The following is a 12346-nucleotide window of genomic DNA, read 5'->3' on the forward strand; positions in this document are numbered from 1 at the left end:
ATGATAAAGAAACACATAATAACATGTTCAATAATTTTAGGATTATTGGTTATGGCAAAAGTGTTTGCTTACAACATGCCCCAAGCATTTAAAAGTTCAAAAAAAGGACTTAACAACACGACAAAAAGCATTACAACGACTACCACTATTATCACAGAAGAGCCTGTAAATCAAATAGCTCAGCTAAATTTCGCAGAAGAAACTTTACCTCTGGGTGACATCAGGGTGCAGAAAAAAATGAAGAAAACTCTTGCGGGGTATAATTACAGTAACCTCCAGACAAATCGCCTGCACCGAATGGCTGCAGAATGGTTTCCGATTATCGAGCCTATTCTTGCTGCTTATGGGATTCCAAACGATTTTAAATACATGCCTCTTGTAGAGTCTGGTTTACAAGGTGGAATGTCTCCAAAAGGAGCTAATGGATTCTGGCAATTTATGCCGGGTACAGCCCGTACTTACGGACTGACAGTAAACTCAGAAGTTGACGAACGTAAGAACTTACGTAAATCTACTATAGCAGCCTGCAAATACATCAAAGAATTGTATGGTGTTTTTGATAGCTGGACATTAGTCGCTGCAGCCTATAATGTTGGTGACAACCACATGAGAAAGCAGATCAACAGACAAAATCAGGATAATTATTTCAAAATGAAACTGAATCGTGAAACAGCCGGTTATGTTTACAAACTGATCTCGATGAAAGAAATCATCAGGGATCCTTCCCGGTATGGTTACCGCGAGTCCAAAGGCGTATTGGCTATGCATAGCGACACCAATACAAACAGGGAGTAACAATAGTACTGATATGAAATTAAAAGCCGGCAATAGCCGGCTTTTTTTATGCAGTTTCTTCCCTGAATGGCCTTTGTCTACCTTGAAAATTTATTCTTACAGGTTACGATTCGTTTACTTTATTTTAATTTAGAAAGGCTTTTAGTGTAATTGAAAACTTATATATTTAGTGAGTTTAAAAAATGTGCTCCTGATGAAATTTGTTACACGAATAATTTTAGTGGGTATCGGTCCCCATTCAAAACGCGTATATCTCCCTGCACTCACTCAGCTGAAGCAAAAATTCGAAGTCGAAATTTCACTCGCAATTGATATTAAGCCGGAAGCTTCAAAGATTGCACATCATTTTGAAAAAAATGATTATCAGATTAAGACACTATTTATTGACCCATTTACAGGACAATTGCCAGGTGCTTTAAGGGATGATTTAAATGAATTTGTGAAAGAGAATAATATAAATGCAGTAATTATTGCTACGGAACCATCAGTTCATCATGCCTATGCAGAATGGGCATTGAGCTTGAAATTGCATATCCTGATGGACAAACCTGTCAGCACCAGGGAAAATGCAGTCTCAGATCCGCTACAAGCAAATGGAATCCTCGATGATTATCAGCAGTTGCTACAGCTTTATAATGACTTTCAACAAGAAAAATCTACTATTTTTTCTATCAATGTGCAGCGTAGATATCATCCGGGTTTCCAGTATGTCATGGAAAGAATCAAGGAGGTGAGTGCAGCTACCAATTGCCCGGTCACAGCAATTCATTCCAGTCATAGCGATGGGCAATGGCGTTTGCCCTCAGAAATAGTCTTACAGGATTATCATTCCTATAATAAAGGCCATGGAAAGATGTCGCATAGTGGATATCATATATTTGATATTGTCAGCCAGTTCTATGATGCTCCTGCAATAGCGGCGAAAACCCCGGATGAGATGGAAGTCATCAGTTCTTTGGTTCTGCCTGAAGGATTTATCAAACAACTTAATGAGCAGGATTATGAGGCGAATTTTAAAGGGGATTATAAACAGGTGAAAGTATACGATGATGCAGAACTGGTGAATATATTTGAAGATTATGGAGAAATTGACGCCACTGTATTGGTACGCTTGTTAAAAGATGGCGTAAACATGGCGAATATTACTATTAATTTATTGCACAACAGCTTTAGCAGAAGAGACTGGGTAATTCCCGGGGCAGATCTGTATAAAGGGAATGGACGGGTAAAACATGAATATCATAATATTCAGCAAGGTCCTTTTCAAAATATTCAGATTCACTCTTATCAGGCAAAAGATAAGCACCAGCATAATGACAAGAGAGATTATAAAGTTGGCGGGAATAATCATTTTGATATCTATATCTTCCGGAATATAGGAATGCTGGGCGGGAAACATCCGTTGGAAGTGATTACCATGAAAGACTTGTCAGCGCTGCATAAATTTGATGACTCCAAGCTGTTAACAGAACAAGCCAAAACAGCTGTGATTGCAGAGTTTCTTGGTTTCATTCAGGGGGATCTGGATAAAAAAGATTTGAAATCAAATATTGACAGTCATTTGAATAGTGTAAAAATGATGTCGGCAGCTTACCTGTCACATATTCAGCAGAAAGCAGCCGGAAATCTTGTGGCGAATATTTAGTCCCGTTTTGCTGAACAAAAAAGCCATTGAATATTTCTCAATGGCTTTAATTCTTTATTCCTGGTCTTAGTCAGCAACCTCTTTGATAAACTTACCATCAACGCTGTACCAGACATTTACATCTGGCGTACCTTCAATATCAATCTTGTAAGTGATTTTGCCGCCAGTATTAATCCAGTCTACATCATCTATCCGCCCTTTTGGATATTTGGTCCGGATGCTTTTGGCTATTGCAGCCGGAAGTTGTGAATTGGGTATATCCTTTTCAAAAGATATTGTTTTACCCAAAGCAGTATAAGTTGCCTTGTGATCCACTTTCCCCAAATCAAACTTCGCCTCATAGTTTGAGCCTTTCATTTTCCAGTCTACATCAGTTGCTTTTGGGTAAGCCTTAATGAAAACAGTTTTCACTGCGTCCGGAACATCTTTTTTATGTATATCCTGAGCTTTACTACTGGAAATTCCTCCAATCAGGAGGAATAATGCCAAAATCTTGCTTTTGTAATTCATATTTAAAGTAACATTAACGTCAAATAATTGTTTGCTATCAAGGAACCCTTTTAATTTGAAAAGAACAGGGATTTCAAAGTTTACAATAAATAAACCGCGATAGGCTATTCAAAGAAAAATGGGTACTTTTGTGGCTGCAAATTTGCTTTCTTTATTTCAAAGATTTCAATCGCATTTTTTAGATATATATGAGCAAAAATACCATCGATCTGGGTGAACAAAAAGATGTTGAAGTATACGGTGCAAGGGTTCACAACCTTAAAAACATAGATATTTCTTTTCCGCGTAATCAACTGGTTGTAATAACTGGTTTAAGTGGCAGTGGTAAATCATCACTGGCATTTGATACAATTTATGCCGAAGGACAACGTCGCTACATGGAAACTTTCAGCGCCTATTCCCGTCAATTTATGGGAGGCATGGAAAGGCCTGATGTAGATAAAGTATCAGGACTGAGTCCTGTAATTGCCATTGAACAGAAAACTACCAGCAAAAATCCAAGATCAACTGTGGGTACCATCACAGAAATCTATGATTTCATGCGTCTGCTGTACGCCCGTACTGCCGATGCGTTCTCTTACAATACAGGAGAGAAAATGGAAAGGATGAGCGAGGATCAGATTCTGAATAATATTTACAATAAATATGAGGGCGTTGCTGTTAATATCCTGGCACCTGTAGTTAAAGGCCGGAAAGGACATTACCGGGAATTATTCGAACAAATCCGTAAACAAGGATATGTTAAAGTGCGTATTGACGGAGAAATACAGGATATGACTCCAAAAATGCAGGTTGACAGGTACAAAATACATGATATAGAAATTGTTGTAGACCGCTTACTGGTAGACAGAAAAGATCATAAACGGTTAATCGATTCTGTCCAGACTGCTATGCGTGTGGGTAAAGGAATTATTAAAATCAGCGATAAGGAGAATAATGTTTCTCATTTCAGCAAGTTTCTGATGTGCCCTACTACAGGGATCTCTTATGATGAACCACAGCCAAACAGCTTTTCTTTCAACTCTCCTTATGGAGCTTGTGAAAGATGTGATGGTTTAGGCTATATCTTCGTGGTAGACAGAGAATCGGTAATGCCTAATCCTAAATTAAGTATCATGAGCGGTGGATTAGCCCCATTGGGTGAATACCGTGATATCTGGATGTTCCAGGTGATTAAAGCACTGGCCAAAAAATACAACTTTTCTCTTTCCACTCCAATTGAGAAATTAGGAGAAGAAAATATAAATATTCTGCTTAATGGTAGCCCTGACTTACTGTCGGTAGCTGTTGAATATAACAAGTGGAATGTACAGAACTATCAGATTACGTTTGATGGGATTATTAAATTACTGGAAGAACAGAATGAGAAAAAAGGAGAGGGTGCCGTTGATGATATGGAAACCTTCCGTAAACTTAAAACCTGTCCTTCTTGTAATGGCGCAAGGCTGAAAAAAGAAAGTCTTCACTTTAAAGTAGACGGCAAGAATATCTTTGAACTGGCAGAAATGGACATTAATAGCCTTAAGGGCTGGTTTAATGATTTAGAAAGCCGTTTAAATGAAAGACAAAATATAATCGCTAAAGAAATCCTGAAAGAAATCAGAACCAGACTGGGCTTTTTGACCGATGTGGGGTTAAATTATCTTTCATTGGACAGAACAGCAAGAACCCTGTCGGGAGGTGAAGCACAAAGGATTCGTCTGGCTACACAAATCGGCTCACAACTGATGAACGTCATGTATATTCTGGATGAACCAAGTATCGGACTTCACCAGCGCGATAATGAACGTTTGATTGGTGCATTGAAAAATCTGCGTGACCTTGGAAATACAGTATTGGTTGTGGAACATGATAAAGACATGATCCTGGAAGCTGATTACGTTATTGACGTTGGTCCGGCGGCAGGTTTACGCGGAGGACAGATTGTTGCACAGGGAACACCAAAAGAGATTCTGAAATCAGGAACGCTCACTGCAGCCTATCTGAATGGAAAGAAAGAAATTACTGTTCCTGCTAGAAGAAGAAAAGGGAACGGACATAAATTATCTATCATCAAAGCCAGCGGTCATAACCTGAAAGAAGTTTCTGTAGACTTTCCGTTAGGTAAATTTATTGCAGTGACCGGAGTTTCCGGAAGTGGTAAGTCAAGTTTGATCACGGAGACTTTATATCCAATATTAAACCATCACTTTTTCAGAGCGAAAAAACATCCTTTACCTTATGAGAAGATCAATGGGATTAAGGAAATAGACAAGGTTATCGAAATTGATCAGGCGCCGATTGGCAGAACACCAAGATCAAATCCATCTACCTATACCGGGGTTTTCTCTGATATCAGGAATCTGTATGTGCAATTACCGGAAGCCAAAATACGAGGTTATAAACCTGGTCGTTTCTCTTTCAATGTAAAAGGCGGAAGATGTGAAACTTGCCAGGGTGCCGGAATGAAGGTTATCGAAATGAATTTCCTTCCTGATGTGCACGTACCTTGTGAAGAATGTGGTGGCAGAAGATACAACCGGGAAACACTGGAAGTGCGTTACCGTGGTAAGTCAATCAGTGATGTACTGGATATGAGTATTGAAGATGCTTGTGCATTCTTTGAGAACATGCCTGTCATTTACCGTAAGATAAAGACCTTAAAGGACGTTGGTTTAGGCTATATCACTTTAGGACAATCTTCTACTACCTTATCTGGCGGAGAGGCACAGCGGGTTAAGCTGGCTACTGAATTATCCAAAAAGGATACTGGAAAAACTTTCTATATCCTGGATGAGCCGACAACCGGCCTTCACTTTGAAGATATCAATGTATTGCTGGGCGTATTAAATGAGTTGGTAGATAAAGGAAATACCGTATTAGTCATTGAACATAACCTGGACGTAGTCAAAGTGGCCGACTGGGTAATTGATTTGGGAGAAGAAGGCGGTGCTGGTGGTGGAAGAATCATTTTTGAAGGTACACCCGAAGGCCTGATTCAAAATCCAATCAGTCTGACAGGAAAGTTCCTGAAAAAAGAAATGAAACACTAACTTATACATCACATGCAGAAGCTAATCAATCAGCAGCAGATGCGTTCGGCAGACGTATTTACAATTAAGAACCTGGATATATCTTCCATAGAATTGATGGAAACTGCCTCTATGGCATTTGTAAGTGAGTTTGTACAAGAAATAAAGGTTGTAGAAACTCCCATCAATATTTTATGTGGTAAGGGTAATAATGGCGCAGATGGGTTAGCTATTGCAAGAATACTGCAGGAGAAAGGGTATACCGCAGCTGCAGTTTATCTGATTGATTTTTCTGAGAAAGAGACTGCAGAATATCAAACGAACCTCAACCGGTTAAAGGATTTGTGGTTTCCTTTAACCGCGGTTAAAACTGTAGGGGACCTCAAAAATATAAAAGACGGAGTCATTATTGATGCCGTTCTGGGATCAGGCTTAAACAAGCCTTTGAGTGGTGCTTATGTGGAACTTGCTACATTTATCAACGGCTTAAACCGCCAGGTAATTGCAGTGGATATCCCTACTGGATTTCCTGCTGAAGGCGCAATCACAAAAACTGATCACTTTATCAAAGCAGATCTGGTCATCTGTTTTCAGCGGCCAAAGATCAACTTCTTTTTCCCTGAGTCGGCAGCGGCATTAAACCGTTTCCGTGTAGTGTCAATTGGTCTGGATGAAGAATTTATCGAAAAGCAAGTTTCTCCTTATCAGCTTTTGGAACAGCATGATATCAAAGACCTGATTCAACCTCGTAAACCTTTTACCCATAAAGGGACTTACGGGCATGCCCTGATCATCGCTGGTCAAAAGGAAACTATGGGCGCAGCAATCCTTGCCGCTAAAGGGTGTTTATATGGTGGAGCAGGCTTAACAACGCTTTCCATTCCTGAAAGTGGTTTGACAGCTTTAAATACGGCCCTTCCTGAAGTGATGTATCTCGACCGGAAAGAACTCACCATTGCATCATCCGGATTGGATAAATTCAAAATCATCGCTATTGGGCCGGGTTTGGGTACTGATGCTACAATTATTGAATTGTTAAAAAGTTTGTTAAAGCTAAAAGTTCCCCTGGTTATTGATGCAGATGCGCTGCATCTTTTAGGGAATGATGAAAGCTTAATGAAGCAATTGACTGAAGATTCTGTTTTAACTCCTCATATGAAGGAATTTGATCACCTTTTCGGTGCGCATGAATCCTGGTGGGCGCGTTTAGAAACTGCAAGAGAAAAAGCTGTGGAGTTAAAATGCGTGATCGTACTTAAAAATCAGTATACTTTTATAATTGATCAGCAAGGAAAAGTTATGATTAATCCAACTGGTAATCCTGCAATGGGGCAGGGGGGGATGGGAGATGTACTGACGGGTTTAGTTGCCTCACTCGCTGCACAAGGCTATAAAGCTATTGAAGCAGCCTATGCGGCCTGTTTTATACATGGAACGTCTGGAGATCAGCTTGCTATGACCAGGGTTTCTGTCAAAGCATCAGCGATTGCTGAACATCTTCCTGAAGTAGTAAAAGGATTAACTAGATAGATACGCCGCCCATAGCAATCATCTTTTCCATAGTCGGACTTGGACTGCCACCACGTTTTTCAAGTGTAACAGCAAAAGCCTGTGCATGGCCAACCTCTTTCATCGTCAGCAATAATTTTCCAGGTCCTGATTTGGCATCAAATACACCCAGATCTACCGGTTTGCCATCTACGATAGCCCATAACTGGTATTGGTGTGCAGCATCATTTTGAGGAAGAGCCATTTTAGTATTATCTACCATTACATGCTGTCCCTTTTTGTGCCAGTAAACCATCATATTCGCTTGCGGAGAGATTTTTGTTCCTGCAAGCTTTACAGCTGTCCAGGTTGGGTCTGCAGAAATAGCTGCGATTTCCTGTAAATCTTTGTTTTCATCTTTCATGAAACTTACCGTACTGGCAAACTTTTCTTTGTCAACATTCATCGCAATGATTTGCTGATTGGCAATAGTTAACTTATCGTGCGTTGCATAAAGTGCGGCCACACTCACGACCAATAGTCCAACGCAGGCTACTAATGAATATCTTAATGTTCTGATTGTCGAAGCTGCATGGTCTGCCACCAATGGAATAATTTTAGCTTCGTGATTTGGTACTGGAATAGTTTCCTTTGGAACAGGTACTTCATGAACAGGTACCGTATCAGCAGGTATACCTAATTTTTCGAATATCTGTTTATCCAGTCCTTTGGTTGGTTCAATAGCATGTTTGACCGCATATTGTTCCATAGCAATTTCAATAGCGGTAATCTCCTCTTTTATCGCAGGATACTTTGCCGCCATTTTCTCTACTTCACGTTGTTCCTGAGCATTGAGATGCCCTAAAACGTAAAGTTCAAGTATGCCTGTTTCGATATATGCTTTTGCCTCTTCCACTTTAATTAAAATGCTTTCTTAATTCCATAATAGCCATCCTGATCCGGGTTTTAACCGTACCTAATGGTAAATTCAGTTCTTCTGCTGCCTCTACATGGGTATAACCTTTAAAATAAACCATGTCTAATACACTATTAAATTCTGGTTTAAGTGCAGTAACCATGTCTTTGATTCCCAGTGTATCCGCGTTGAAAGTTACCTTTCTTTGCAGGTCAATGAAATCTACGTTATTTTCAAGGTCTTGGTTTTTACTGGCATTTTTAAAGTCCTTGGATCTGATTTTATCTATTGCCAGATTACGGGCAATATTAATCATCCAGGTAAATAAACGGCCTTTGCTACTGTCGTAGCTTTCTGCCGAATGCCAGATCTTAATGAAAGTGTCTTGTAATAAATCTTCAGCTATTTCCGAATGTTGTACAATTCTGAAAATTACCCCCAGCAGTGCTGCAGAATACATATCATATAAAGCCTGAATAGCGATAGTCTCCTGACCTTTCAGTGCACGCACCAGATCATCTTCTGTAAGGGATATTTTTTTATTCGGTGCCAATGTTTGCTAATATACAGAATGTTTAACAAGTTCAAAGGTGTTTTTGTTTGAACTTGTTTGCTACGGATTAAAAATCAAAAAGGTGTTTTTCTGCATGGTAAGAAGAACGGACCAACGGACCGCTTTCTACATATCTCAAACCTTTCTGCATTCCAATTTCCTTGTATTTTGCAAATTGATCAGGATGTATCCAGTCTACAACCGGATGGTGGTTACGTGTGGGTTGTAAGTACTGGCCTAAAGTCAGGATATGTACACCATTAGCCACTAAATCATCCATTGCTTCCAGTACATCATCCTCAGTTTCTCCTAAGCCAAGCATAATTCCTGTCTTAGTTCTCAAACCGAATTCTGAGATTCTTTTCAGGCACTCCAGACTTCTGTCATATTTTGCCTGAACACGCACTTGTTTAGTTAAACGGCGTACCGTTTCGATGTTATGAGACATCACTTCAGGACGTTCTTCCAATACACGGTACAAATTGTCCCAAATACCTCTGAAATCAGGAATAAGCGTTTCTAAAGTTGTAGAAGGACTTTCTCTGCGGATAGCCTGTAAAGTTTCTGCCCAGATAATAGAGCCACCATCTTTTAAATCATCGCGGTCTACCGAGGTAATTACGCAATGTTTAACCTGCATTAATTTCACTGAATTTGCAACCCGGTTAGGCTCGTCGGTATCCACAGCTTTTGGTCTGCCTGTTGCCACCGCACAAAAAGAGCAGGAGCGGGTACAGATATTACCAAGAATCATGAATGTTGCCGTGCCCGCACCCCAGCATTCGCCCATGTTCGGACAATTGCCACTTTCACAAATGGTATGTAATTTATGGGTATCTACAAGACTGCGCACTTGCGCATACTCTTTACCTACAGGAAGCTTAACTCTAAGCCAATCTGGTTTACGTTGTACTGGGTTTGCTGAAACAACCGGAAGTTCGATCATGCAACAAAGTTAAGCAATAGGTTTGAATTGTTATAAACATGAAATGTATGTAAGGTGTAATGTTATGCTTAAAAACGATTAAATTATGACAAACCAGGTGAAATACACGTTCAAAGATTATTGATATCATAAATAATTTATGTTAATCTTGTAAAGCAGGCTTAACCAGAATTTAAGCTGACCTAAAAAACAACCTGATATGGCAACTTCAAAAATAACTTATAACGGAGGATTGAGAACTACCTCTGTTCATTTACGTTCGGGCAATGAAATCATTACCGATGCACCTGTAGACAATAAAGGTAAAGGGGAAGCATTTTCACCGACAGATCTGCTGGCTACTTCTCTGGGAAACTGTATGATTACTATTGTAGGGATTGCTGCAGCAGAACATGGCTTTAATATTGATGGCGCTACCTGCGAAATCACGAAAATTATGGCAGAAGGCCCCAGAAGAGTAGCTGAAATTATAGCTGTCCTCCAGTTCCCCGCAAATAACTATTCTGATAAAGACAAAAAGATTATTGAAAGGTCTGCAAATACCTGTCCGGTATTTTACAGCCTTCATCCTGACTTAAAGAAAACTATTTCTTTTAATTATTAATCAGTTCGGCTACTTCATCAGCCGAGATGTCACTATGAGAGGCATCCAGTACACAATCGCCATCCTTAATCAATAAGATCTGAGGAGACTCATGGTGAACTTGAAATGTTTCAGCTATCTGTGCAGAAATTGCACGATGGCTGATCAGGTCAAGAAAATATAGTTTAGTACCTTCAGGGATAATTTCCCAATCCAGTTCAAAACGTTTTTTTGCCATCATACTCACTGAACAACGGGTGCTGTGTTTAAAAATTAAACTATAACCTTCCTGCGTTTTTATCCCACTGATCTGATCTGGATCAGTTATGTTCTTCCACTCCATCTAATTTCTATTTTTAATTTGTCCGGCTTACTTTCTCCGGTTGCCTTTTGGATACGAACTGTATGCCGGGCAGATACGGTTAGAGCAAGACTCTAAAACTGTTATTGCAAAGAATACTCCCAGTAACACTATAGCTAACTTCTTCATGAGCGTAGATTTTGATTATTCTTCTGCTAATCTACACTATTCCAGAAAAAAAAGCAATTCCTTATTATGCTGTATGCAAGAAATGAGCCATTTTTATTGCTGTAAAAGCAGCCTCATCACCTTTGTTACCGTGTTTGCCACCAGATCTGTCTAAAGCCTGTTGTAAGTCATTGGTTGTCAATACACCAAAAATAACTGGTTTACTATATTTAATTCCTACTTGAGTTATCCCATTGCCTATCGCATCACAGATGAAATCAAAATGTCTGGTCTCTCCCTGTATTACACAGCCAAGGCAGATTACTGCATCAAGATCTGCATGTTTCTTCAATAGGATCTCTGCTGCGCCAGTCAATTCAAAACTTCCGGGAACAGCTAAAGAAATAATATTTTCTTCTTTAACGCCATGTTTTAGAAGTGTTTCTAAAGCGCCTTTGTACAGGCTGCCAGTTACTTCTGCATTCCATTCAGCAACTGCAATAGCGATTTTATAAGCTGTGCCATCAGGAACAGTAGTATGAGAAAAGTCAGATAGATTTTTTAATTGTGATGCCATGGTGCAAAGATAAGTATTAAAACAAAAAAAAGGCCCGCATAAAATGCAGGCCTTTGTCAAAAATTTTTAAATTTTATTTTCCTTGTGCAGCAGTAACACGCGCAATGTACTCATCAATCATGGTAGCTTCCTGGCTTGCAGGGAACTCATTTTTGATTTTGTTGTAAGCGTCTTCTGCGTTTTTATAGTCTTTTTGTGATTCGTAAACTAATCCTAGTTTTTTAAGGAACAATGGAGAAGTAAACTTGTTGCTTGATTTGTCAGCTGCTTTCTTGTAATAAGTAATCGCCTGGCTGTAATCTTTCAGCTCACTGTAAGCATCACCTAACATTCCTAATGCCAGTGGATCTGCAACAGGGCTTCCTGTTTCTGAATATTTGCCTAAAACTTCAGTAGCTTTTTTGTACTCCCCTTTACGTAAATAAATTCCACCAAGGTAAAGGTTTGCTAAGTTCGCTGACTTCGTATTGTTATATTCTTCAGCGATTTTTTCAAATCCAGGATAACCTGCATCTCCGGTGATCGCTTTATTAGCCAGAGAATCTACCCCAACATATTGTTCTGCTTTGTACATTTTTGCAGAAGCCTCTTCAGCTCTGCCCTTTAAATATACATTCTGATACCAAAAGTATATGATCACTAATACGATTACCGCTGCGGCAATGAATAAAAGGCTTTTAGAGTTTTCCTCTAAGAATGAACCTTTTTTAACGTTATGATTTACTTCTTTTTCTGTTGTGGACATTTTATTTAAAAAAATTAAGGATTGCAAAAATACATTTTTCGGTTAAAGTATCAACCTCTTTTTCAGTATTTAAATAAAAATTTTGATACTTACTGTTTTTCGAACCTC

The 12346-nt window shown here is 39.3% G+C and carries 12 protein-coding genes; 5 read left to right on the forward strand and 7 right to left on the reverse strand.

The window, feature by feature from the left end:
- The first annotated feature begins 51 nt into the window (after nt 1-51).
- Together ABIB30_RS06945 and ABIB30_RS06950 are read left to right on the forward strand one after the other, a co-directional pair.
- Nucleotides 52-795, forward strand: coding sequence for a lytic transglycosylase domain-containing protein (locus ABIB30_RS06945; RefSeq protein WP_354300526.1), 744 nt, complete (start codon nt 52-54; stop codon nt 793-795).
- A gap of 193 nt (nt 796-988) precedes the next feature.
- Nucleotides 989-2440 (forward strand): Gfo/Idh/MocA family oxidoreductase, encoded by a 1452-nt coding sequence (locus tag ABIB30_RS06950; protein WP_354300528.1) that lies wholly within the window; start codon nt 989-991, stop codon nt 2438-2440.
- A 66-nt stretch (nt 2441-2506) separates the two neighbouring features.
- Here ABIB30_RS06950 and ABIB30_RS06955 read toward each other — a convergent pair whose 3' ends face one another.
- Nucleotides 2507-2950 (reverse strand): PepSY-like domain-containing protein, encoded by a 444-nt coding sequence (locus ABIB30_RS06955; RefSeq protein ID WP_354300530.1) that lies wholly within the window; start codon nt 2948-2950, stop codon nt 2507-2509.
- A 188-nt stretch (nt 2951-3138) separates the two neighbouring features.
- On the opposite strand from ABIB30_RS06955, the gene uvrA reads away from it, so the two are divergent.
- Both uvrA and ABIB30_RS06965 read left to right on the forward strand, forming a co-directional pair.
- Nucleotides 3139-5982, forward strand: a complete 2844-nt coding sequence (gene uvrA, locus ABIB30_RS06960) for an excinuclease ABC subunit UvrA (protein ID WP_354300532.1) — start codon at nt 3139-3141, stop codon at nt 5980-5982.
- Nucleotides 5983-5994: 12 nt separating this feature from the next.
- Nucleotides 5995-7491 carry an NAD(P)H-hydrate dehydratase gene (locus ABIB30_RS06965; protein ID WP_354300534.1) on the forward strand — a complete coding sequence of 499 codons (1497 nt, stop codon included), beginning with the start codon at nt 5995-5997 and terminating at the stop codon, nt 7489-7491.
- Here ABIB30_RS06965 and ABIB30_RS06970 read toward each other — a convergent pair.
- The 3 genes from ABIB30_RS06970 to lipA form a co-directional block, all read right to left on the reverse strand.
- Nucleotides 7484-8365, reverse strand: a complete 882-nt coding sequence (locus tag ABIB30_RS06970) for an anti-sigma factor (protein ID WP_354300536.1) — start codon at nt 8363-8365, stop codon at nt 7484-7486. The two genes, ABIB30_RS06965 and ABIB30_RS06970, sit on opposite strands and share 8 nt — an antisense overlap.
- Nucleotide 8366: 1 nt before the next feature.
- Nucleotides 8367-8918 (reverse strand): RNA polymerase sigma factor, encoded by a 552-nt coding sequence (locus ABIB30_RS06975; protein ID WP_354300538.1) that lies wholly within the window; start codon nt 8916-8918, stop codon nt 8367-8369.
- A gap of 67 nt (nt 8919-8985) precedes the next feature.
- A complete protein-coding gene (gene lipA / locus ABIB30_RS06980) occupies nt 8986-9864 on the reverse strand; it encodes a lipoyl synthase (RefSeq protein WP_068403659.1) in 879 nt (292 codons plus the stop codon).
- A 199-nt stretch (nt 9865-10063) separates the two neighbouring features.
- Between lipA and ABIB30_RS06985 the strand changes: the two genes are divergently transcribed.
- Complete coding sequence (locus ABIB30_RS06985) at nt 10064-10468, forward strand: OsmC family protein (RefSeq protein ID WP_068403657.1); 405 nt, start codon at nt 10064-10066, stop codon at nt 10466-10468.
- Here ABIB30_RS06985 and ytxJ read toward each other — a convergent pair.
- The 3 genes from ytxJ to ABIB30_RS07000 form a co-directional block, all read right to left on the reverse strand.
- Nucleotides 10458-10790 carry a bacillithiol system redox-active protein YtxJ gene (ytxJ, locus tag ABIB30_RS06990; RefSeq protein WP_354300541.1) on the reverse strand — a complete coding sequence of 111 codons (333 nt, stop codon included), beginning with the start codon at nt 10788-10790 and terminating at the stop codon, nt 10458-10460. The genes ABIB30_RS06985 and ytxJ overlap by 11 nt on opposite strands.
- Nucleotides 10791-11001: 211 nt before the next feature.
- On the reverse strand, nt 11002-11493 hold the full coding sequence (ribH, locus tag ABIB30_RS06995; RefSeq protein WP_354300543.1) for a 6,7-dimethyl-8-ribityllumazine synthase: 492 nt from the start codon (nt 11491-11493) through the stop codon (nt 11002-11004).
- A 73-nt stretch (nt 11494-11566) separates the two neighbouring features.
- A complete protein-coding gene (locus tag ABIB30_RS07000) occupies nt 11567-12238 on the reverse strand; it encodes a tetratricopeptide repeat protein (protein WP_354300545.1) in 672 nt (223 codons plus the stop codon).
- Nucleotides 12239-12346: the final 108 nt, after the last annotated feature.

Origin of the sequence: Pedobacter sp. UYP1 (assembly GCF_040547305.1) — a bacterium.
Taxonomy (GTDB): Bacteria; Bacteroidota; Bacteroidia; order Sphingobacteriales; family Sphingobacteriaceae; genus Pedobacter.

What these genes read in the sequence shown, in the direction of transcription:
- ABIB30_RS06945 (WP_354300526.1), top strand. Translation starts at nt 52, where the DNA reads ATGGCAAAAGTGTTTGCTTACAACATGCCCCAAGCATTTAAAAGTTCA.
- ABIB30_RS06950 (WP_354300528.1), top strand. Translation starts at nt 989, where the DNA reads ATGAAATTTGTTACACGAATAATTTTAGTGGGTATCGGTCCCCATTCA.
- ABIB30_RS06955 (WP_354300530.1), bottom strand. Translation starts at nt 2,950, where the DNA reads ATGAATTACAAAAGCAAGATTTTGGCATTATTCCTCCTGATTGGAGGA.
- uvrA (WP_354300532.1), top strand. Translation starts at nt 3,139, where the DNA reads ATGAGCAAAAATACCATCGATCTGGGTGAACAAAAAGATGTTGAAGTA.
- ABIB30_RS06965 (WP_354300534.1), top strand. Translation starts at nt 5,995, where the DNA reads ATGCAGAAGCTAATCAATCAGCAGCAGATGCGTTCGGCAGACGTATTT.
- lipA (WP_068403659.1), bottom strand. Translation starts at nt 9,864, where the DNA reads ATGATCGAACTTCCGGTTGTTTCAGCAAACCCAGTACAACGTAAACCA.
- ABIB30_RS06985 (WP_068403657.1), top strand. Translation starts at nt 10,064, where the DNA reads ATGGCAACTTCAAAAATAACTTATAACGGAGGATTGAGAACTACCTCT.
- ytxJ (WP_354300541.1), bottom strand. Translation starts at nt 10,790, where the DNA reads ATGGAGTGGAAGAACATAACTGATCCAGATCAGATCAGTGGGATAAAA.
- ribH (WP_354300543.1), bottom strand. Translation starts at nt 11,493, where the DNA reads ATGGCATCACAATTAAAAAATCTATCTGACTTTTCTCATACTACTGTT.
- ABIB30_RS07000 (WP_354300545.1), bottom strand. Translation starts at nt 12,238, where the DNA reads ATGTCCACAACAGAAAAAGAAGTAAATCATAACGTTAAAAAAGGTTCA.